Below are 19,950 nucleotides of genomic sequence, written 5' to 3'. Positions count from 1 at the left end.
CCATACACCAGCGCCAGTTGCAACTGCAGGGGGACGTCGCTGTCGCTCGGCGGCGCTGCTACTTCGATCACCTGATTCACGCAGGGGCCAGGAATGGCGCGGGATCACCACAACCGACGCGGATCACTTCCGGCTCGTCGCCGGCCAGGTTGATCACTGTCGAAGCTTTGAGGTCGCCAAAACCGCCATCGATGATCAGGTCGACGTGGTGCTCCAACGCCTGGCGGATCTCGTAGGGGTCGGTCATCGGTTGTTCTTCGCCAGGCATGATCAGACTGACGCTCATCAGCGGCTCGCCCAGCTCTTCCAGCAAGGCCAGCACGATGGGGTTGGAAGGCACTCGCAGGCCGATGGTGCGGCGTTTTTCATGCAGCAGCAGGCGCGGCACTTCGCGGGTGGCGTTGAGGATGAAGGTATACGGCCCTGGGATATGCGCCTTGAGCAAGCGGAAGGTGGCGGTGTCGATCTTGGCGAACAGCCCCATCTGCGACAGGTCGCAGCACAGCAGGGTGAAGTTGTGATGCTTGTCCAGTTGACGCAGCCGGCGCACCCGCTCGACTGCGTTCTTGTCGCCGATCTGGCAGCCCATCGCGTAGGCCGAATCGGTCGGGTACACCACCACCCCGCCCTTGCGGATGATTTCGACGGCCTGTTTTATCAGGCGCGCCTGCGGGTTTTCCGCATGAATCTGGAAAAATTGGCTCACGAAGTCGTCCTGTTCATATCGCCATAGGCTGTTCATGCTTGAATCGGCGCCACAGAGGTGGCAGGTCCTCGGGCAATGGCCGGTAAGCACCGATTTCGCCCCAGGTGCCAGGGCCGTGGAAATCACTGCCAGCGCTTGCCAGCAGGCCGAACTCACGGGTGAGGATGGACATAGTGCCCACCTGCTCGGCCGGCATCATCCCATTGACCACTTCAAGTGCCTGCCCGCCTGCCTGAATATAGTCGGCAATCAGCCGTCTGCGCTTGCTGCGGGTCAGTTCGTAGTGCATGGGATGGGCCAGGCTCACCCAGGCATTCGACCGGCGCAGGGTCGCGACAGTTTCCTCAAGGGTTGGCCAATGCAGCTTGACGTCGCCCAGCTTGCCCGCCCCCAGCCACTTGCGAAAGGCTTCGCCACGGTCCTTGACGTGCCCGGCGCGCACCAGGTAGTCGGCAAAGTGCGGCCGCGCCGGGGCGTTGCCGCTATCGCCCAGCGCTTGTTGCAGCGCACGGGCGCCGTCAAGCGTGCCCGGCATGCCCTTGGCCGCCAGACGGCGGTCGATTTCCTCGGCGCGCAACCAGCGCCCCCGGTGCAGGGCCTCGATAGCCTCCAGTAGCGGCGGTGCATCGAGGGGAAAATCGTAACCCAATATGTGAATGGTCGCGCCGCCCCAGGTGCACGAAAGCTCCACCCCGCTGACCCAATGCATACCCTTGGCAAGGCAGGCCTGGCGGGCTTCGGCCAGCCCTTCAAGGGTGTCGTGGTCGGTCAGGGCCAATGTCTGCACACCGTGCTCGTGGGCGCGGGCGACCAGGACCGAGGGCGACAGGGCGCCATCGGAGGCCGTGCTGTGACAGTGCAGATCAACATTCATGGAGGAGCGCTACCGCTGGAATCGATGTTTGATATTATGCCGTCACATCCCGCTTCTGGCTGCCATTGTGAAACAATTCATCGATTTCATCCCGCTGCTGCTGTTCTTCATCGTCTACAAGCTCGACCCGCGCCCCCTGGAATTCGCTGGCCACAGCTTCGAACTGGGCGGTATCTACAGTGCCACGGCGGTATTGATCGCAAGCTCGCTGGTGGTCTACGGCGCGCTATTCATCCGTCAACGCAAGCTGGAAAAAGGCCAGTGGCTGACCCTGGTCGCGTGCCTGGTGTTTGGCGGCCTGACCCTGGCATTCCATAGCGAGACTTTCCTCAAATGGAAGGCGCCGGTGGTCAACTGGCTGTTCGCCCTGGCCTTCGCCGGTAGCCATATCATCGGCGACCGGGTGTTGATCAAGCGCATCATGGGCCACGCGCTGAGCTTGCCCGATGCCATCTGGACGCGGTTGAATCTGGCCTGGATCGGCTTCTTCCTGATCTGCGGCGCGGCCAACCTGTTCGTCGCCTTCACCTTCCAGGACTTCTGGGTCGACTTCAAAGTGTTCGGCAGCCTTGGCATGACAGTGTTGTTCCTGGTCGCCCAAGGTGTTTACCTGTCGCGCCACCTGCACGACAGCGACCCTACCACCCCCAAGACCGAGGATTGACATGCTCTACGCCATCATCGCCAGCGACGTCGCCAACTCCCTGGAAAAACGCCTGGCCGCCCGCCCTGCGCACATCGAGCGCCTGCAGCAACTCAAGGCTGAAGGCCGCGTGGTGCTGGCCGGCCCACACCCGGCCATCGACAGCAACGACCCGGGCGAAGCAGGTTTCAGCGGCAGCCTGATCGTTGCCGAGTTCGACTCGCTGGGCGCCGCGCAAGCCTGGGCCGATGCTGACCCGTACATTGCCGCGGGCGTGTACGACAAAGTGGTTGTGAAGCCGTTCAAGCAAGTCCTGCCTTGATCTGACACCGCGTTGCACTTTTCGCGGGCAAGCCCGCTCCCACAGGTTTGTGCATACTTCGTTCGTGGGGTTGACCCAGCGCTTTGTGGGAGCCTGCGATTGGGCTGCCAAGCAGCCCCAATTACAGGCCCTGGGTCTTACTGAATGGCATTGGCCCCCACCCTCATTAATTCCGACCAGCGGCCGACAACCTCCTGAATCGATATCAATCAGGAGTTCCAATGCGCCAAGGTCCGTTGTTCCTGCTGCTTTGCCTACTGTTGCTGAGCCCGTTGGCCTGTGCCGAACAAGCGCTGTCGCTGGAAGCCGGCGCCCGGATCACCGAGCTGCAACAGCGCCTTGAAGAGAGTGAAAAGCAGCGTGCAGCCCTCACCGAGCAATTGCACAACGCCGACAGCGAGCGAGAAAGCGCCCAGCTCACGCGCCTGCGCCAGGATAACCAGCGCCTGAAGCTGTCGATCAAGCAAATGCAGGCCGATACCGCGCAATCGCCACTGAGCGATCAACAATTATGGTTCCTGATTGGCTCAGGCGTTGCACTGTTCTCGGTACTCTGCGGTATCTTTGCCAGTGGCGGACACAGAAGACGCCGTCAATGGTTGAATTGAGTGAGTCATGAGCGAGCTGTTACTGATTGATGATGACCAGGAACTCTGCGAGCTGCTCGGCAGCTGGCTGACCCAGGAAGGTTTTGCAGTGCGCGCCTGCCACGATGGCCTGAGCGCGCGCCAAGCCCTGGCTGCCCACGCCCCGGCAGCCGTGGTGCTGGATGTAATGCTGCCCGACGGCAGCGGTCTGGAGCTGCTCAAGCAATTGCGCAGCGAACATGCTGAACTGCCGGTGCTGATGCTCTCAGCGCGCGGCGAGCCGCTGGACCGGATTCTTGGCCTTGAACTGGGCGCCGACGATTACCTGGCCAAACCGTGCGACCCGCGTGAGCTGACCGCCCGCCTGCGCGCGGTGCTGCGCCGCAGCCATCCGGCTGCGACCACCACCCAAGTCGAAATTGGCGACCTGGCGTTCAGCCCGGCCCGCGGCGTGGTCAGCATCGAGGGCCGCGAGATGACCCTGACCCTTTCGGAAAGCCGCATCCTTGAAGCCCTGCTGCGCCAACCTGGCGAGCCGCTGGATAAACAGGAACTGGCGCAGATCGCCCTGGGCCGCAAGCTGACCCTGTACGACCGCAGCCTGGACATGCATGTCAGCAACCTGCGCAAGAAGGTTGGGCCACACCCCGATGGCCGCCCGCGCATCGTCGCCCTGCGCAGCCGCGGCTATTACTACAGCCTCTGAGCAGCGACCAGCCGCAAGCGACAAGAGCATGCAATCGGTGTGTTCTTGACGCTTGAAGCTTACAACTTGCAGCCAAGGTCTTTACCCAGCCTTTACCCTCACCTGACCGCGCTTGACCTTGATCTCCCTAAACTGGGCTCATCCGGTAAACACCGGCCCATGAAAGGAGAAACACCATGCGCAAGACCCTTATCGCCCTGATGTTCGCCGCCGCCCTGCCGACCGTTGCCATGGCCATGCCTGAAGGCGGCCCGCGCCACGACGGCCCGCATCACCGCGGTGACGCGCCTTTCGCCCAACTGGATTTGTCCCGCGACCAGCGCCAGCAGATCGGCAAGCTGATGGGCGAGCAGATGAAACAACGCCGCGATATCACCGAGCGCTACATCGCCAAGCTGCCGGCCGCCGAGCAAAAGGCCATGAAGGACGAGATCAAGGCCAGCCGCGACAAGGCCGATGGCCAAGTGCGCGCCCTGCTCAAGCCTGAGCAGCAGAAGAAGTTCGACGAACTGAAGAAGGAGCGCGAAGCGCGCAAGGCTGAATGGAAGGAGTTCCAAGCCTGGAAAGCTGAAAAAGCCGGCAAGGCCCAGTAAGCTGACCGCCCCATGCCCGGCCCGCTCTTGAGCGGGCCGGGCTTTTCCCGCTTGTAGGAGGTGCGTGTCTTGCGTTCACTGTTCTGGCGCATCCTGGCTAGTTTCTGGCTCGCCATCACCCTGGTCGCCGGCCTGTCGATCCTGCTCGGCCATATGCTCAACCAGGACAACTGGATACTCAGCCGCCACCCGGGCCTGAACACCCTGGCCAGCCGCTGGGCCCAGCATTACGAGCAAGAGGGCATTGGCTCGGCCCAGCGCTTCCTGGAACGACGCAAGCAACGCTTCAAGGTCGATGTGCAGGTGCTCAACGATGCCGGCGATGCCGTGGTGCCAGGCACCTTCCCGCGTCGCGCGGCCGACTTCGAAGCCCGCCAGCACAATGACCAACGCCGCCTGCCATGGCGCCGGCTGACCGAGGAATACACCAGCCCGACCACCGGCGAGACCTACTTGCTGATCTATCGCATTCCCCATCCCGAGCTCGACGCCTGGCACCGCGAGAGCCTGCTCTGGCCACTCAGTGCGCTGGGGATTGCCCTGGTCGTGCTGACCCTGTTCAGCCTGTTGGTAACGCTGTCGATCACTCGCCCGCTCAGCCGTTTGCGCGGCGCGGTGCACGACCTCGGCCAGACCAGCTACCAGCAGAACAGCCTGGCCCGCCTGGCGGCCCGGCGTGACGAATTTGGCGTGCTGGCCAACGACTTCAACAAGATGGGCGCGCGCCTGCAAAGCCTGATCGGCAGTCAGCGCCAACTGTTGCGCGATGTCTCCCACGAACTGCGCTCGCCGCTGGCACGCCTGCGTATCGCCCTGGCCCTGGCCGAACGTGCCGAGCCCGAGCAGCGCCAGGCGCTGTGGCCGCGCTTGACCCGTGAGTGCGATCGGCTAGAGGACTTGATCAGTGAAATCCTCGCCCTGGCGCGCGTCGACGCCGAGCAGGCGCTGGCCGAACCGGTCGACCTCAATGCGCTACTGGGCAGTGTGCGCAAGGATGCCCAGCTCAGTGCCCCGGATCAGGAGATTCGCCTGGAGGCGGCGCCAGGGCTGACCTTGCAAGGCTGGCCGACGCTGGTCGAGCGTGCCGTCGACAACCTGGTACGCAATGCACTGCGCTTTAATCCGGCTGGGCAACCCATCGAGATCAGTGCCAGCGTTGATCAGGACCGAGTGCTGGTGACTGTGCGCGATCATGGCAAGGGCGTGGCGCCGGAGTACCTGGGCCAGCTGGGCGAGCCGTTCTTCCGCGCACCGGGGCAGGAAGCAGCGGGGCATGGCCTGGGCCTGGCGATCGCCCGGCGGGCGGCGGAGCGCCATGGCGGCAGCTTGAGCCTGGGCAATCATCCGCAGGGGGGATTTGTTGCGCGCTTGGCGTTTCCGGTGACGGCGGTGGTGGGCAGTTGATCTTGGGGGCCGCGTTGCGGCCCCACAGCACTTATTCCCAGGCGCTAACGAACTCGGCAGTGGCCAAAATCGGCGCCGTACGCGGCTCATTTACCGGCGTCCCCACATACAGATAGCCAATCAACTCCTCATTGGCCTGCAACCCCAAGCCCTGATGCACATGGGCATCGAATGCCATGTCCCCGGTCCGCCACACCGCGCCAATGCCCTGGGCATGGGCAGCAATCAAAATCCCGTGGGCGGCACACCCCGCCGCCAGTCGCTGCTCGGACTTGGGCACCTTGAAGTGATCCTGCAACCGGGCAATCACCACGATCAGCAGCGGCGCACGCAGCGGCATGGCGCGGGCTTTGTCCAGTGCCGCCTGGCTTGCGTCGCCTTTTTTCGCTACAGCGCTTGCAAACAGCTCACCGAGCTTTTCCCGCGCCTGACCCTCGATGGTCAGGAAGCGCCAGGGGCGCAGCTGACCGTGATCCGGGGCGCGCAACGCCGCCTGGAACAGCGCCTCGCGTTGAGCTGCATTGGGCGCAGGGTCAGTCAGGCGAGGAACGGATACACGGTTGAGCAATGCGTCGAGAGCCTCCATCGGCTACCCTCCTGGCAGATAAAATGTGTGCCCATTCTCAAGTTGCCGGCCGCAAGCTGCAAGCGCCAAGAAATCTCGGACGCATGCCGAGCCCCTGTTTCTTGCAGCTAGGCGCTAGAAGCTTGCAGCTCGCCGACCCACAGGTAGAATGGCGCCCTTTCCGTTGCGAGTCAGAGCAGATCACATGGCGTTGCCGACCTTAAGGATCATTGGTTTCATCATCGGCATCTTCCTGATCACCCTGGCGGTCAGCATGGTCGTTCCCATGACCACCCTGGTGATCTTCGAACGCACCGGCGACATGCCGTCGTTCCTCTGGTCGAGCCTGATCACCTTTATCGCGGGCCTGGCCTTGGTCGTTCCCGGCCGCCCCGAACATGTGCACCTACGCCCGCGCGACATGTACCTGCTGACGGTCAGCAGCTGGCTGGTAGTGTGTGTGTTCGCCGCCCTGCCGTTCCTGCTGACCCAGCACATCAGCTACACCGATGCCTTCTTCGAAAGCATGTCGGGCATCACCGCCACCGGCGCCACGGTGCTCAGCGGGCTGGATAACATGTCTCCGGGGATCCTGATGTGGCGCTCGATGCTGCACTGGCTCGGCGGCATCGGCTTCATCGCCATGGCGGTGGCGATCCTGCCGCTGCTGCGCATCGGTGGCATGCGCCTGTTCCAGACCGAATCCTCGGACCGCTCCGAGAAGGTCATGCCGCGCTCGCACATGGTCGCCAAATCGATCGTGCTGGTGTACATCGGCATCACGTTCATCGGCAGCCTGGCCTTCTGGTGGGCGGGAATGAAGCCGTTCGATGCGGTCAACCATGCCATGTCGGCGATTTCCACCGGCGGCTTCTCCACCTCCGACCAATCGCTGGCCAAGTGGGACATCCCCGCCGTGCACTGGGTCGCGGTGGTGGTGATGATCCTCGGCAGTGTGCCATTCACCCTGTACGTGGCCACCCTGCGCGGCAATCGCCGTGCCCTGATCAAGGATCAACAGGTGCAAGGCCTGCTCGGCCTGTTGGTGGCCACGTGGCTGGTGCTGGGCACCTGGTACTGGGCCACCACCGATCTGCACTGGTTGGATGCCCTGCGCCACGTCGCACTGAACGTGACCTCGGTAGTCACCACCACCGGCTTCGCCCTGGGTGACTACAGCCTGTGGGGCAACTTCTCGCTGATGCTGTTCTTCTACCTCGGGTTCATTGGGGGTTGCTCGGGCTCCACCGCAGGCGGGATCAAGATCTTCCGCTTCCAGGTCGCCTACATCCTGCTCAAGGCCAGCCTTAACCAGTTGATCCACCCACGCGCGGTGATCAAGCAGAAGTACAACGGTCACCGCCTCGACGAAGAGATCGTGCGCTCGATTCTGACCTTCTCGTTCTTCTTCGCCATCACCATCTGCGTCATCGCCCTGCTGCTGTCGCTGCTCGGCGTGGACTGGATGACAGCACTGACCGGCGCCGCCGGTACTGTCTCGGGGGTCGGCCCAGGCCTGGGCGAGGTGATCGGCCCGGCGGGTAACTACGCGACCCTGCCGGATGCCGCCAAGTGGATCCTGGCCGGCGGCATGCTGCTCGGCCGGCTGGAGATCATTACGGTGCTGGTGCTGTGTATGCCGGCGTTCTGGCGTCACTGACCGGCTCGCCACCCAGTCGCGCGCGATATTCGCTGGGCGTAGCATCGAACCAGCGGCGAAACGCCCGGTAGAAGTTGCTGGGGTCGGCGAAGCCCAGCAGGTAGGCGGTTTCCAGCAAGGTCATGCCCGGCTGGGCCAAGTACTGCTCGGCGAGCTCCCGACGGGTATCGTCGAGCAGGGTCTGAAAGCTGGTGCCCTCCTCCTGTAGCCGGCGCTGCAAGGTACGCTGCGACAAGTGCAGGGCCTGGGCCACGGTTTCCCGCTTGGGCTCGCCCTGCGGCAGGATGCGGCACAGCACCTGGCGCACCCGATGGGTTACCCGGCTTTCGGAGAAACGCGCCAGGTATTCACCGGCAAATCGGTCATGCAGAATCGCCATCGCCTCGTTGGCGGTGGGTAGCGGCGCCTCCATGTCGGCGCGTTCGAACACCAGCGCGTCATGCGGTGCGTCAAACACCAGGGGCGAATGGAAGGCCACTTTATAAGGTTCGACGTTTTTCGGCTGTGGCCCCTGGATTAGCACCCGGCGCGGCTGGATCGGCCGCCCGCTGAGCCAGGTACACAACGACAACGCGCATGCCAGCGACGCCTCGGCGCTATGCCGGGTCGGCGGTAAGTGGTCGCCATGCACGGTCAGCACCAACGCGTAGCCTTCAGGCCCGAGACGAAAACTCAGGTCGGAGCTCTCGGCGATGATCCGTTGATAACGCACCAGGCGCTCGAAACCCTCAGCCAAGGTGCGGCTGGACATCAGCGCATAGCCCACGACATGAAACGACGCCGGGCGCACCACCCTGGCCATGTTCAGACCGATCGCTTCGTTGCCCGACAGCTCGACTGCCAGCTGCCACAGCCGGGTCATCGAGTCCTGCGGGAAGCGCGCATCGGGGTCATCGAGGGCAGCGAAGTCCAGCCCTAGCTGTTTGAACATGGCACGGCAATCGAGCCCTTCCAGCTCGAGTGCCTTGACGATCCCTGATGCCCAGCTCGCTGACGTGGTTCTTTCGCTCATGACAGGCTTCTTGTGCTGACCGCTCCTGCGGTGAATGCCAAGGATACTCAAATGGCGCTTATTGTCACTGGCCCGCTGTGCTAATCACTCTAGACTCGATTCAGGCTCCACGCCGTGTATCCTTCATAAATGACAGGCAGCTCCGGGAGCACAGCCATGAACCGCACAGCGCAGTTTCGCAGTTTTGCCGAGTTCTATCCCTACTATCTCGGGGAGCACAGCAACCCCACCTGCCGGCGCTTGCACTTCGTTGGCACCAGCCTGGTGATTGCGCTGTTGGCTTATACCATTGCCAGTGGCAAGTGGCTGTTGCTGTTGGTCGTGCCATTTGCCGGCTATGGGTTTGCCTGGGTTGGGCACTTTTTCTTCGAGAAAAACCGGCCGGCTACGTTCAAGCACCCTTGGTATAGCCTGATCGGGGATTTTGCGATGTTTCGGGATATCTTGCGGGGCAAGGTCAGCCTTTAGGGTTTGCGGCATCTGGTCGGTCTTGGGGCCGCACAGCGGCCCCAAGATCCCCCGTCCTAGGCGGCCGCTAAACGCTCACTTTCCCGCGCCTGGGCCTCTGCCAGCCGATACAACTCGATGCTGCCATCCCAGTGCTCGATCAACGCGCTGCATGATTCCACCCAATCCCCACAGTTAAGGTACTCAACCTCGCCCACCTGACGAATCTCGGCATGGTGGATGTGCCCGCATACCACCCCATGAAACCCGCGACGGGTGCATTCGTGGGCAATGGCATCCTCGAAGTCGCTGATGAAGTTCACCGCCCCTTTGACCTTGTGCTTGAGATAGGCCGACAACGACCAATAGCCGTACCCATAGCGGGCACGCCAGTGGTTGAGCCAGCGATTGAGCACCAGGGTGAACTCATAGGCGCGGTCCCCGAGAAACGCCAGCCAGCGGTGATAGCGGGTAATCACGTCGAACTGGTCGCCATGGATCACCAGCAAGCGCCGACCATCGGCGGTCAGGTGCTCGGCCTCGTCGACCAACTGGATATTGCCCAGGATCAGCTTGGAATAGCGGCGCAGGAACTCGTCGTGATTGCCGGTGACATAAATCACCTCGGTGCCGCGCTTGCTCATGGTCAGCAGGCGGCGAATGACGTTGGTGTGTGCCTGCGACCAATAGATGCCACCGCGTAGCTTCCAGCCATCGATGATGTCGCCAACCAGGTAGATGCGGTCAGCCTGAAAGCCCTTGAGAAACTGCGACAAGTGCTCAGCCTGGCAATCACGCGTGCCCAGGTGCACGTCGGAAATCCACAGGGTGCGCACGCGCTGCTTGCGTGACGGGCGGGCGAGTTCGGCGTGGGTCATGGCAGGCTCCGGCGCTGTTTGCTGGAGACTGGCAGTTGCAAGTGACAGGTTGGTGGCAGCGCCGTGACGACTGATCGCAGGGCGATGGAGCGCACAACCGCAGCGAGCAACGATGTGTACAATGCCCCTCTGCCCCGCGAGGAAGCCCCTATGAGCGCCGGCCCAGTCCTTTCTCTGCGCCACTACCGCGATGACCTGATCGCCCACAGTCACGACCACCCTCAGTTGGTGTTCGGCCTGCATGGGCGCCTGGATTTTGAAGTGCAAGGCCACGGTGCGCGGGTCGACCGCCAGCAACTGATGGTGGTTCCGGCCGGCGCTCATCACACCTGTGGCAGCGCAGCCGGTAGCCACTGCCTGGTGCTGGACGTCCCCGGCGAGCATTGGCTGCGCGAGCAGCTGGGTGAACACGCCGAGGCCAGCCGCCGCCTGCTCGATCGTCCCGGGGCCGTGGGCCTGGACAGTCGCCAGCAGCAACTGGTCGTTTGGCTGGCGGCAAGCCCGGTGGATGATCCGCTGATTGCCCGCCAGGGCGCGAGCCTGTTGCTTGCCAGCCTCAATGCTCAAGCCACACCCCACCAGGTTGACAGGCGCCTGCCCTATTCGGCCTTCGATGCGCACATCGAGCGCTACGCCGCCTACCCGCTGCAGGTGGCTGATCTGGCGCGGCTGGCCGGGTTATCCAGTGCTCGCCTGCATGCACGCTTTGCTGACGAGTGTGGCGTAACGCCGATGGACTATATCCGCCAGCGCCGCTTGCTCAAGGCTCGACAACTGCTCAAGCAGACCTGCTTGCCGATTGGCGAAGTTGCCGCGCAGGTCGGCTACAGTTCGCAGAGCGCTTTTGCGGCCGCGGTGCTGCGCGCCTTCGGGCGCTCACCGATGGCGCTGCGACGCGAGTCTGGCGACAACTGACGCGAGTTCGGCGACAGACAGCCGCGGCGCTAGGCCGTACAGTTGCCGTATCGCGCTTTTGGGTCCGCTGCGCGGCCCTTCGCGGGCAAGCCCGCTCCCACAGGGTATGCGTCGTTCACAAATGGTGTGGTGAGCACAATTCATGTGGGAGCGGGCTTGTCGGAGCGCCGAACCGCCGCGAAGCGCCGCGCAGCGGACCCAAAGCAGGCAACAGAATTTATCAAGGGACACCCATGAACCACCGCACCGCCCTCGGCGCCCTGCACATCGGCGCGCTGTTCTTCGGCCTGACCGGCGTGTTCGGCAAACTCGCCGCCAGCGCCAGCCCCACCATCATCGTATTCGGCCGCGCCGCCTTCGCCGTGCTTGCCCTGGGCCTGTTCGCCAGCCTCGCCCGCCAAGCCTGGCAGCCGCTCAAAGCAGCAGACCTACGCCGCCTGCTACTGGGCGGGGTACTGCTGGCAGGGCACTGGGTGAGCTTTTTCGTCGCAGTGAAAGTGGGTGGCGTGGCCATCGCCACCTTGGGCTTTGCCAGTTTCCCAGCGTTCACGGTAATCCTCGAAGGCCTGTTGTTCCGCGAACGCATCCGTCGTAACGAGGCAATCTTGGTGGTGCTGGTCAGCATTGGCCTGATCCTGGTCACCCCCGAATTCGACCTGGCCAGCGAAGCCACCACCGGGCTGCTCTGGGCACTGCTTTCAGGCCTGCTGTTCTCGCTGCTGTCGCTGATCAACCGCGCCGGCTCCGGGCGCCTGCCCGCGGTACAGGCAGCGCTGTGGCAGAACCTGGTGGTTGGCCTGTGCCTGTTGCCATTTGCTGCGCCAGGCCTTAGCGGCGTGACACCGATGGATTGGCTATGGATTGCCCTGCTCGGCATTTTCTGCACCGGCATCGCACACAGCCTGTTCGTCGCCGCCCTGGCAGTGATCAAGGCGCGCACGGCTGCGGTCGTGTTCGGCATGGAGCCGGTATATGGCATCGCCGTGGCCTGGGTGGTGTTCGCCGAAACGCCCACCTTGCGCATGCTCGCCGGCGGCGCACTGATCATCTTTGCCATCGTCTTGTCCAGCCGTTTGGCCGCCGAGCAGCCAGCCAAGCAACGGCCTGTGGCAGAGGGCGCCTGATCAGCGATCGTTGTGGCCCAGGTCGCGCTGCGGGTCGATCTGGTCGCGCAGGCGCTGCTTGAGCACCTTGGCCTCGGGGAAGCCACCATCAGCCTTGCGTTCCCAGATCTGCACGCCATCGCAGGTGATGCGAAAGATCCCGCCGGTGCCCGGTTCCAGGGCGACGCGGCCAAGATCGTCGGAGAAGGTGCTGAGCAGCTCCTGGGCCAGCCAGGCTGCGCGCAGCAGCCACTGACATTGCGTGCAATAGGTGATGACAATTTCCGGCTTGGCGTTGGACATGATCAAGCAACTCCTGGTAGGTGGCCGCTTATACTAGCGGCCTTTCTTCCTGGTTTTGAGACTCACGATGCGCCGTTTGCTGTTCTGCTTGTTGCTGACGCTTACCACCTTTGGCGCGCTTGCCACCGAACACGCTCGGCCCAAAGTCGGCCTGGTACTGTCCGGCGGTGCTGCCCGTGGCCTAGCGCACATTGGCGTGCTCAAGGCGCTTGAAGAACAAGGCGTGCGCATCGACGCCATTGCGGGCACCAGTATGGGCGCGGTGGTCGGCGGCCTGTATGCCTCAGGCTACAGCGTCGAAGAGCTGGAAAAGCTCGCCACCACCCTCGACTGGCAGCAGGCGCTGTCCGATGCCCCGCCACGCAAGGACGTGCCGTTTCGGCGCAAGCAGGATGACCGCGATTTCCTGGTCAAGCAGAAGCTCAGTTTTCGCGACGACGGCAGCCTCGGCTTGCCACTGGGTGTGATCCAAGGGCAGAACCTCGCCTTGCTTTTGGAAAGCAAACTGGCCCACACCGCCGACACCCGCGACTTCGACAAGCTGCCAATCCCCTTCCGCGCCGTGGCCACCGACATCGCCAGCGGTGAAAAAGTGGTGTTCCGCCGCGGCCACCTGCCCCAGGTGATCCGCGCCAGTATGTCGATCCCGGCGGTGTTCGCCCCGGTCGAAGTCGACGGCCGATTACTGGTGGACGGTGGCATGGTTGACAACATTCCGCTGGATGTCGCCCGCGAAATGGGCGTAGACCTGGCCATCGTGGTCGATATCGGCACCCCGTTGCGCGACCGCAAGCAACTGAACACGGTGGTCGATGTGCTCAATCAGTCGATCACCCTGATGACCCGGCGCAACTCCGAAGAACAGCTGGCCAGCCTGCGCAGCGAAGACGTGCTCATCCAACCGCCGCTGGCCGCCTTTGGCGTCACCGATTTTGGCCGTACCAGAGAGATGATTGAAGCCGGCTACCGCGCCACCCGCGCCCTCGATGCGCGCCTTGCCGTCCTGCGCCAGAGCGAAGGTGATGCGGTGCTGGCGGTAGCCCGCTCACCGCGCCAGCGTACCCCGGTGATCACTGCAATCAAGGTCGAGAACGACTCCAAGGTCAGCGACGACGTGATCCGCTATTACATCCGCCAGCCAATCGGCGAGCCGCTGGAGCTGGAGCGGCTGCAAACCGACATGGGCACGTTGTATGGCCTGGACTACTTCGACGGCGTGCAATACCGCGTGGTGCACAAGGGAGACAACAACACCCTGGTGATCAACGCCCGCGGCAAGCGTGGCGGCACCGACTACCTGCGCTTGGGCCTGAACCTGTCGGACGACATGCGCGGCGACAGCGCTTTCAACCTGGGCGCCAGCTACCGAGTCAATGGCATCAACCGCCTGGGTGCGGAGTGGCTGACTCGCGCCCAGATCGGCGATCAGCAGGAGCTGTACAGCGAGTTCTACCAACCCCTGGACGTCGGCTCGCGCTACTTCATCGCGCCCTACCTGGACCTGGGGTCGCAGAACATCGAAGCCACCCTGGACAATGACCCGATCGCCGAGTATCGCCTGGAGCGCTATGGCTTCGGTCTTAACCTGGGGCGCCAGATCGGCACCTACGGTGAAGTTCGCGCGGGGGTGGGCAAGGCCTGGGGGGAGGCCGAGGTACGCATCGGCGACCAGGACCTGCCCAAGGTCAGTTTCAACGAGGGTTTCTATGAGCTGAAGTACTCGTTCGACACCTTGGACAACGTCTACTTCCCCCACAGCGGAGAGGATATCGGCCTGACCTTGCGCAAGTACGACGCTTCGCTGGACTCCGACACCGATTACCGGCAATGGGAAGTGAATGTCGACAAGGCGTTCAGCAGCGGGCCGAATACCTGGGTACTGGGGGGGCGTTACGGGCGCACCCTGGATGAGACGGAGGTGGTGACGTCGAGCTTCGTACTGGGTGGGGCGCGGCAGTTGTCAGGGTTCCGCCAGGATTCGGTGTCGGGGCAGAACGTGAGCCTGATGCGGATGGTGTATTACCGGCGCTTGACGCCGCGGGCGTACTTGCCATTGGACTTCCCGCTGTACATCGGTGGGTCGTTGGAGCGTGGGCGGGCTTGGAACAACGATAACGAATTCGACAGTGGCTATATCAATGCGGCGAGTGTCTTCCTGGGGCTGGAGACGCCGTTGGGGCCTTTGAATTTGAGTTATGGGGCCAATAGTGAGCATCAGAAGGCGGTGTATCTGAATTTGGGGCACACGTTCTGAATTTTGGGGTTGGGGTTGGGGTTGGGGTTGGGGTTGGGGTTGGGGTTGGGCTTGGGCTTGGGCTTGGGCTTTTAGAGGTTTGAGCATATCCATTGGCGTGGGTGGCGCTGAATCACCTTTCCGCCCTTACGGCGGGTCACTTTTTGGCAAACGCCCCAAAAAGTAACCAAAAAAGGCTGCGCTCCACCATCCGGCCCTACGCTGCGCTCCGGGTCCCCTCGCTTCGGTGCCTTCCGGGCCCGCGCGGCCTACGATTTGCTGCGCAAATCTACATCTCGCGCCTTCGGCTACGCCGAAGGGTGCTGCGCACCTGGCCCTACAGTCACCTACGCTCGGCCTCCTGAAGTCGCGAAGTTAGTGGCGGCGACTGGTCTGGCGTTATCTGGCGATAGTGGCAGATGTGGTGGATATACCGGCCTCTTCGCGGGCAAGCCCGCTCCCACAGGTACCGCGTAGTTTAAGTCCAGCGTTGAACCAGCACTGACACCACGCAGATACTGTGAGTCCCACAAACCCTGTGGGAGCGGGCTTGCCCGCGAAGAGGCCGGAACAAACAACACAAAAGAAAAATTCAAACCTTGCCTTTGCCTTTGCCTTTGCCTTTGCCTTTGCCTTTGCCTTTGCCTTTGCCTTTGGCGAGAGCGTAGCGATTCGCTGCTCTTGATCTTCGTGCGCGCAAGTCCAGGCGACGCAGATTCGCGACTTCAGGAGGCTGAGCAGAGGTGCCTGGAGGGCCAGGTGCGCCAGCACCCTTCGGCGTAGCCGAAGGCGCGAGATGTAGATTTGCGCAGCAAATCGTAGGCCGCGCGGGCCCGGAAGGCGCCGGCGCGAAGGGACCCGTAGCGCAGCGCAGGGCCGGATGGTGGAGCGACAGACCTTTTGGTTACTTTTGGGGCGTTTGCCAAAAGTGACCCGCCGTAAGGGCGGAAGGGTGAATCAGCGTCTCCATCGCAAATGGATATACACGCCAATCCCAAAACCATCCCAAAACCACCCCAGAGCCGCAAAAAACTAAGCGCCCTCAGGACTTCTCAAGATTACCCAGAATCCGCGCATGTACCCGCATGCAAATCTCCAGATCCGTCTCATCAACCCCACTAAACAACTCAATCCGCAGCTGGTTGGCAATGGTCTCGATCTGATCGATCAACGGCTTGGCCGGCGGACAGAGCACAATCTTCTTCGCCCGCCGATCCTCCATCACCGCCTGGCGCCGCACCAATCCCTGGCTCTCCAGGCTATCGAGCAAGCGCGCCAGGGTAGGCCCTTCAACGCCGACACTCTGCGCCAGCTCACGCTGGGTCGGAGCCTCTTCGAAACGGGCCAGGTGCAACAGCACCAACCAGCGTGCCTGGGATAGATTGAGCCCGGCCAGGCGCCGGTCCAGCTCGGCGCGCCAGCCGCGGGACATCTGGGCCAGCTGCATGCCGAAGCGATGTTGGTTGTCAGTCAGGGGCATAAACAACTCTATGGATAGAACTAATTATTAGTCAGCTAACCATGCTCCAGCCCTCCAGGCAAGGCTGGCTGAGCCATAAGCGTCCGATAAACGTCAAAAAGCATGACAAAGGTCATCAGTACGGCCCGTTACAGCTCAAACTCCGCAGCCAGCGCCGCACGGATGCAATACAGCACCCCTTCCGGCACCCGCTGGCCGAATTGCGGGGCGATAGCCGACACCGGCGGCAGCTCGCCCTCGCCATCGAGGAAGGCATCCTGCACTTCCATCAGCAAATCCTCAGGCAGGTCCAGGGCCTGATCCAGGCTCAGTTCCTGGCGGCCAATGGCTTCGGCCAGCAGGCTGTAGACGTTCTTTTCACTGCAGTTGAGCTGGCCGGCAATCTGCGCAGGCGTCATACCGGCGCGGGCCAGGCTGACCAACTCGTGACGCAAGTCGAGCACCACCTTCGGTGCCTCGGCGCTCTCGCCGCCGTTGAGCACTTCTAGGAACGCCTGGCCATAACGCTCCAGCTTGCGGGCGCCGACGCCGCTGACCTGGGCCATGTCGCTGAGGCTGGTGGGTTGGCTGCGCAGCATTTCCAGCAGGGTCGAATCGGGGAAGATAACGTACGGCGGTACGCTGTGCTCTTCGGCCAACTTGCGCCGCAGGGTGCGCAAGGCCTCCCACAGCTCGCGCTCTTCGGCACGCACCAGCTGGCTGGCTGGGCTACCGCCGCTGCTGGAGGATTTGGCCGTAGTCTGCGGCTTGAGGTCGCGGCGCAACTGCAGGTTCACTTCGCCTCGCAGCAGCGGCCGGCAACTGTCGGATAAGCGCAGACCGCCATAGCCCTCCAGGTCGATGTCGACCAGGCCACGGGCAACCAGTTGGCGGAACAACGAGCGCCATTCGTTTTCACCGACGGATTTGCCGACACCGAATACCGAAAGCTTTTCGTGGCCAAAATTACGCACCTTCTCGGTGTCCTTGCCCACCAGTACATCGACCAGATGACCCACGCCGTAGCGCTGGCCGGTGCGGAACACCGCCGACAGGGCCTGACGCGCAGGCTCGGTGGCATCCCAGGTCTGCACCTGGTCGACGCAGTTGTCGCAGTGCCCGCAAGGTTGCTCGAGCACCTCGTCGAAATAGGCCAGCAGCGACTGCCGACGGCAGCGGGTTTCTTCGCAAAGCGCCAGCATGGCATCGAGCTTGTGCTGTTCGATGCGCTTGTGGCGCTCATCGCCTTCGGAGTTCTGCAGCATCTGCTTGAGCATCACCATGTCCTGCAGACCGTAGGCCATCCAGGCATCCGAAGGCAGGCCATCACGGCCGGCACGACCGGTTTCCTGGTAGTAGGCCTCAAGCGACTTGGGCAGATCCAGGTGGGCGACGAAGCGCACGTTGGGCTTATCGATGCCCATGCCGAAAGCAATGGTGGCGACCATGATGAGGCCTTCCTCGTTGAGGAAGCGATGCTGGTTGCTCGAACGGGTCTCGGCAGGCAGGCCGGCGTGATAGGGCAAGGCCGGGAAGCCCTGCTCGCAGAGGAAGGCGGCGGTCTCGTCGACCTTCTTGCGCGACAGGCAGTACACGATACCGGCGTTTCCCCGGCGCTCGCCGAGAAACGCCATCAGCTGCTTGCGGGGCGACTCCTTGGGCACGATGCGGTAGAAAATGTTCGGCCGATCGAAGCTCGACAGGAAGCGCTCGGCACCTTGCAGGTGCAGGCGCTGGACGATCTCCTCGCGGGTGCGCATGTCGGCCGTGGCGGTCAGGGCAATACGCGGTACATGCGGGAACAGCTCGGCCAGTTGGCCCAGTTGCAGATACTCAGGACGAAAATCGTGGCCCCATTGCGAGACGCAGTGGGCCTCATCGATGGCGAACAAGGAGATATCCAGGTCGCGCAAGAAATCCAGCATGCGCGGCTGCACCAGGCGCTCGGGGGCAAGGTAAAGCATCTTCACTTCGCCCCGGCGCAAGCGCCCGGCCAGCTCGCGTTGCTGCTCGGCGCTGAGCGTCGAGTTCAAGGCAGCCGCTGCCACGCCCAGCTCGTCGAGCGTGGCAACCTGGTCGTCCATCAGAGCGATCAGCGGCGAGACCACCACGGTAAGACCTGGTCGCAGCAGCCCGGGGACCTGGAAACACAGCGACTTGCCGCCACCAGTGGGCATCAGTACCAGCGCATCGCCGCCGTTGGCTACGCATTCGATGATCGCTGCCTGGCGCCCGCGGAAACTGTCGTAGCCGAAGATGTCCTTGAGGACGCGCTGAGCCTGTTCGAGCATTGCTAACTCCGAAATCGCCGTACCATCCTGGACACAGGCTGGACGATAAACCCGCCCTGCACACGTGCGAATGCGTAAGCAGCTTTTGCCAAAGGCCCCGCAAAAGGCTGCTCTGGCTGAAAAATCGCGGATTATACCCCACTGGCTGCTGCGAAAGGACGCTGTGCTGACAGACGTTCCCTTTGCCCCGTCGCGCCAGCAAGGTGCTAGAATTCCATATCGATTATTCCCCAAGGTAGCCCCGTAATGTCCTTCGCCGAGCAACTGACCCGCCTGCAAGCCTTCCTCGACGCCGACGAGCTGCACGAAGAAGCGCTGGACTACGTCGCCGCCCACGGCTACCTGACCGCGCTGTCGATCACTGCCGAAGACGTCCCAGAGCGTGAATGGATCGATGCGCTGTTCGCCGAGGAACCTCATTACACCAGCGATGCCCAGCGCGTCGAAATCGAAGCCACCCTGGTCGCCCTGAAAGCCCATATCGGCCGTCAGCTGGCCAGCGACGATGAATTCGAGCTGCCATGCGATCTGGACCTGACCGAAGAGCCGGACGATTCCGACCTGCGCGGCTGGTGCATCGGCTTCATGGAAGGGGTGTTCCTGCGCGAAGAAGCCTGGTTCGAGAACGCCGAGGAAGAAGTCAGCGAGATGCTGCTGCCGATCATGGTCGGTTCCGGTCTGTTCGACGAGCAGCCAGAGTTTGCCGACATTGCCAGCGATGCCAACCTGCAGGACGACATGATCGTGCAGATTCCCGAAGCACTGACTGCGCTGTTCCTGCTGCTGCACGCTCCGGACGAGAAGCCAGCCCTGCTAAAACCGCGTCATCACTGATACAGCCGTGCGCTACCTGCTGCTGGCCATCGGCTGGCTCAGCGTCGCGCTGGGAGTGCTGGGGATCTTCCTGCCGGTGTTGCCCACCACTCCCTTTCTGTTGCTGGCAGCGGCCTGTTTCGCCCGCAGCTCGCCGCGTTTTCATGATTGGTTGATCAACCATCCCACGCTCGGTCCATGGATCCGCGACTACCTCAGCGGTGAAGGGATCCCACTCAAGGGCAAGGTCTACGCCATCGGCCTGATGTGGGCCAGCATAGGCCTGTCGTGCTACCTGGTGCCGCTGTTCTGGGCCAGGGCCTTCATGCTCAGCAGTGCGGTGCTGGTGAGCCTGTACATCCTCAAGCAGAAGACCTTGCGCCGGTCCTGATACTCATCCGTTTCAGTACCGGCCTCATCGCTGCGCGTTTGTCCT

General features: G+C 62.8%; 21 protein-coding genes. 13 read left to right on the top strand and 8 right to left on the bottom strand.

Annotated features, from left to right (window positions below; all coding sequences use genetic code 11):
• Nucleotides 1–76 precede the first annotated feature (76 nt).
• Both ACI2JX_RS09215 and ACI2JX_RS09210 read right to left on the bottom strand, forming a co-directional pair.
• Nucleotides 77–706, bottom strand: coding sequence for an L-threonylcarbamoyladenylate synthase (locus tag ACI2JX_RS09215; RefSeq protein ID WP_264235114.1), 630 nt, complete (start codon nt 704–706; stop codon nt 77–79).
• A gap of 13 nt (nt 707–719) precedes the next feature.
• Nucleotides 720–1,580, bottom strand: coding sequence for a PHP domain-containing protein (locus ACI2JX_RS09210; RefSeq protein WP_264235115.1), 861 nt, complete (start codon nt 1,578–1,580; stop codon nt 720–722).
• A 67-nt stretch (nt 1,581–1,647) separates the two neighbouring features.
• Here ACI2JX_RS09210 and ACI2JX_RS09205 point away from each other — a divergent pair, with 67 nt between their 5' ends.
• From ACI2JX_RS09205 to ACI2JX_RS09180, 6 genes are all read left to right on the top strand, one after another.
• Nucleotides 1,648–2,244 (top strand): septation protein A, encoded by a 597-nt coding sequence (locus ACI2JX_RS09205; protein ID WP_186557404.1) that lies wholly within the window; start codon nt 1,648–1,650, stop codon nt 2,242–2,244.
• A gap of 1 nt (nt 2,245) precedes the next feature.
• A complete protein-coding gene (locus ACI2JX_RS09200) occupies nt 2,246–2,545 on the top strand; it encodes a YciI family protein (protein ID WP_186522506.1) in 300 nt (99 codons plus the stop codon).
• 221 nt (nt 2,546–2,766) lie between these two features.
• Nucleotides 2,767–3,153, top strand: a complete 387-nt coding sequence (locus ACI2JX_RS09195; protein ID WP_404689940.1) for a translation initiation factor 2 — start codon at nt 2,767–2,769, stop codon at nt 3,151–3,153.
• A gap of 7 nt (nt 3,154–3,160) precedes the next feature.
• Entirely contained in the window at nt 3,161–3,838 is a 678-nt protein-coding gene (locus tag ACI2JX_RS09190) for a response regulator transcription factor (RefSeq protein WP_264235117.1), read from the top strand.
• Between the two features lie 176 nt (nt 3,839–4,014).
• A complete protein-coding gene (locus tag ACI2JX_RS09185) occupies nt 4,015–4,431 on the top strand; it encodes a Spy/CpxP family protein refolding chaperone (protein ID WP_312155649.1) in 417 nt (138 codons plus the stop codon).
• 69 nt (nt 4,432–4,500) lie between these two features.
• Entirely contained in the window at nt 4,501–5,835 is a 1,335-nt protein-coding gene (locus ACI2JX_RS09180) for a sensor histidine kinase (protein WP_404689939.1), read from the top strand.
• Between the two features lie 31 nt (nt 5,836–5,866).
• On the opposite strand, the gene ACI2JX_RS09175 is transcribed toward ACI2JX_RS09180, so the two are convergent.
• Nucleotides 5,867–6,421: a nitroreductase family protein gene (locus tag ACI2JX_RS09175; RefSeq protein WP_264235121.1), complete on the bottom strand. Its 555-nt coding sequence runs from the start codon at nt 6,419–6,421 to the stop codon at nt 5,867–5,869.
• 184 nt (nt 6,422–6,605) lie between these two features.
• Here ACI2JX_RS09175 and ACI2JX_RS09170 point away from each other — a divergent pair, with 184 nt between their 5' ends.
• On the top strand, nt 6,606–8,060 hold the full coding sequence (locus tag ACI2JX_RS09170) for a TrkH family potassium uptake protein (RefSeq protein WP_264235122.1): 1,455 nt from the start codon (nt 6,606–6,608) through the stop codon (nt 8,058–8,060).
• Here ACI2JX_RS09170 and ACI2JX_RS09165 read toward each other — a convergent pair.
• The gene (locus tag ACI2JX_RS09165) at nt 8,017–9,072 is read right to left on the bottom strand and encodes an AraC family transcriptional regulator (protein WP_264235123.1); all 1,056 of its coding nucleotides are present in this window, start codon (nt 9,070–9,072) and stop codon (nt 8,017–8,019) included. The two genes, ACI2JX_RS09170 and ACI2JX_RS09165, sit on opposite strands and share 44 nt — an antisense overlap.
• Nucleotides 9,073–9,228: 156 nt before the next feature.
• Here ACI2JX_RS09165 and ACI2JX_RS09160 point away from each other — a divergent pair, with 156 nt between their 5' ends.
• Nucleotides 9,229–9,540 (top strand): DUF962 domain-containing protein, encoded by a 312-nt coding sequence (locus ACI2JX_RS09160; protein WP_186557396.1) that lies wholly within the window; start codon nt 9,229–9,231, stop codon nt 9,538–9,540.
• Between the two features lie 56 nt (nt 9,541–9,596).
• Here ACI2JX_RS09160 and ACI2JX_RS09155 read toward each other — a convergent pair whose 3' ends face one another.
• Nucleotides 9,597–10,397, bottom strand: a complete 801-nt coding sequence (locus ACI2JX_RS09155; RefSeq protein ID WP_404689938.1) for a UDP-2,3-diacylglucosamine diphosphatase — start codon at nt 10,395–10,397, stop codon at nt 9,597–9,599.
• Between the two features lie 150 nt (nt 10,398–10,547).
• On the opposite strand from ACI2JX_RS09155, the gene ACI2JX_RS09150 reads away from it, so the two are divergent.
• Nucleotides 10,548–11,312, top strand: coding sequence for an AraC family transcriptional regulator (locus ACI2JX_RS09150; RefSeq protein ID WP_404689937.1), 765 nt, complete (start codon nt 10,548–10,550; stop codon nt 11,310–11,312).
• Between the two features lie 233 nt (nt 11,313–11,545).
• Complete coding sequence (locus ACI2JX_RS09145; protein WP_404689936.1) at nt 11,546–12,436, top strand: DMT family transporter; 891 nt, start codon at nt 11,546–11,548, stop codon at nt 12,434–12,436.
• Here ACI2JX_RS09145 and ACI2JX_RS09140 read toward each other — a convergent pair whose 3' ends face one another.
• Nucleotides 12,437–12,718 carry a SelT/SelW/SelH family protein gene (locus ACI2JX_RS09140; RefSeq protein WP_264235128.1) on the bottom strand — a complete coding sequence of 94 codons (282 nt, stop codon included), beginning with the start codon at nt 12,716–12,718 and terminating at the stop codon, nt 12,437–12,439.
• Between the two features lie 67 nt (nt 12,719–12,785).
• On the opposite strand from ACI2JX_RS09140, the gene ACI2JX_RS09135 reads away from it, so the two are divergent.
• A complete protein-coding gene (locus ACI2JX_RS09135; RefSeq protein ID WP_404689935.1) occupies nt 12,786–14,972 on the top strand; it encodes a patatin-like phospholipase family protein in 2,187 nt (728 codons plus the stop codon).
• A 1,021-nt stretch (nt 14,973–15,993) separates the two neighbouring features.
• Here ACI2JX_RS09135 and ACI2JX_RS09130 read toward each other — a convergent pair.
• Both ACI2JX_RS09130 and recQ read right to left on the bottom strand, forming a co-directional pair.
• Entirely contained in the window at nt 15,994–16,431 is a 438-nt protein-coding gene (locus ACI2JX_RS09130; protein WP_264237100.1) for a MarR family transcriptional regulator, read from the bottom strand.
• A 128-nt stretch (nt 16,432–16,559) separates the two neighbouring features.
• Nucleotides 16,560–18,701, bottom strand: coding sequence for a DNA helicase RecQ (gene recQ, locus ACI2JX_RS09125; protein WP_264237099.1), 2,142 nt, complete (start codon nt 18,699–18,701; stop codon nt 16,560–16,562).
• Between the two features lie 246 nt (nt 18,702–18,947).
• On the opposite strand from recQ, the gene ACI2JX_RS09120 reads away from it, so the two are divergent.
• Both ACI2JX_RS09120 and ACI2JX_RS09115 read left to right on the top strand, forming a co-directional pair.
• Complete coding sequence (locus ACI2JX_RS09120) at nt 18,948–19,535, top strand: YecA family protein (protein ID WP_186557503.1); 588 nt, start codon at nt 18,948–18,950, stop codon at nt 19,533–19,535.
• A gap of 7 nt (nt 19,536–19,542) precedes the next feature.
• Nucleotides 19,543–19,905 (top strand): YbaN family protein, encoded by a 363-nt coding sequence (locus ACI2JX_RS09115; protein ID WP_186557502.1) that lies wholly within the window; start codon nt 19,543–19,545, stop codon nt 19,903–19,905.
• Nucleotides 19,906–19,950: the final 45 nt, after the last annotated feature.

The organism is Pseudomonas sp. NPDC088890, from assembly GCF_044900155.1.
Taxonomy (GTDB): Bacteria; Pseudomonadota; Gammaproteobacteria; order Pseudomonadales; family Pseudomonadaceae; genus Aquipseudomonas; species Aquipseudomonas urmiensis.
The sequence above is the reverse complement of the archived record's forward strand: the minus strand, read 5'-3'. Positions and strand labels throughout refer to the sequence as shown.

What these genes read in the sequence shown, in the direction of transcription:
- ACI2JX_RS09175 (WP_264235121.1), bottom strand. Translation starts at nt 6,421, where the DNA reads ATGGAGGCTCTCGACGCATTGCTCAACCGTGTATCCGTTCCTCGCCTG.
- ACI2JX_RS09185 (WP_312155649.1), top strand. Translation starts at nt 4,015, where the DNA reads ATGCGCAAGACCCTTATCGCCCTGATGTTCGCCGCCGCCCTGCCGACC.
- ACI2JX_RS09170 (WP_264235122.1), top strand. Translation starts at nt 6,606, where the DNA reads ATGGCGTTGCCGACCTTAAGGATCATTGGTTTCATCATCGGCATCTTC.
- ACI2JX_RS09200 (WP_186522506.1), top strand. Translation starts at nt 2,246, where the DNA reads ATGCTCTACGCCATCATCGCCAGCGACGTCGCCAACTCCCTGGAAAAA.
- ACI2JX_RS09155 (WP_404689938.1), bottom strand. Translation starts at nt 10,397, where the DNA reads ATGACCCACGCCGAACTCGCCCGCCCGTCACGCAAGCAGCGCGTGCGC.
- ACI2JX_RS09135 (WP_404689935.1), top strand. Translation starts at nt 12,786, where the DNA reads ATGCGCCGTTTGCTGTTCTGCTTGTTGCTGACGCTTACCACCTTTGGC.
- ACI2JX_RS09190 (WP_264235117.1), top strand. Translation starts at nt 3,161, where the DNA reads ATGAGCGAGCTGTTACTGATTGATGATGACCAGGAACTCTGCGAGCTG.
- ACI2JX_RS09165 (WP_264235123.1), bottom strand. Translation starts at nt 9,072, where the DNA reads ATGAGCGAAAGAACCACGTCAGCGAGCTGGGCATCAGGGATCGTCAAG.
- recQ (WP_264237099.1), bottom strand. Translation starts at nt 18,701, where the DNA reads ATGCTCGAACAGGCTCAGCGCGTCCTCAAGGACATCTTCGGCTACGAC.
- ACI2JX_RS09160 (WP_186557396.1), top strand. Translation starts at nt 9,229, where the DNA reads ATGAACCGCACAGCGCAGTTTCGCAGTTTTGCCGAGTTCTATCCCTAC.
- ACI2JX_RS09120 (WP_186557503.1), top strand. Translation starts at nt 18,948, where the DNA reads ATGTCCTTCGCCGAGCAACTGACCCGCCTGCAAGCCTTCCTCGACGCC.
- ACI2JX_RS09145 (WP_404689936.1), top strand. Translation starts at nt 11,546, where the DNA reads ATGAACCACCGCACCGCCCTCGGCGCCCTGCACATCGGCGCGCTGTTC.
- ACI2JX_RS09150 (WP_404689937.1), top strand. Translation starts at nt 10,548, where the DNA reads ATGAGCGCCGGCCCAGTCCTTTCTCTGCGCCACTACCGCGATGACCTG.
- ACI2JX_RS09140 (WP_264235128.1), bottom strand. Translation starts at nt 12,718, where the DNA reads ATGTCCAACGCCAAGCCGGAAATTGTCATCACCTATTGCACGCAATGT.
- ACI2JX_RS09130 (WP_264237100.1), bottom strand. Translation starts at nt 16,431, where the DNA reads ATGCCCCTGACTGACAACCAACATCGCTTCGGCATGCAGCTGGCCCAG.
- ACI2JX_RS09195 (WP_404689940.1), top strand. Translation starts at nt 2,767, where the DNA reads ATGCGCCAAGGTCCGTTGTTCCTGCTGCTTTGCCTACTGTTGCTGAGC.
- ACI2JX_RS09210 (WP_264235115.1), bottom strand. Translation starts at nt 1,580, where the DNA reads ATGAATGTTGATCTGCACTGTCACAGCACGGCCTCCGATGGCGCCCTG.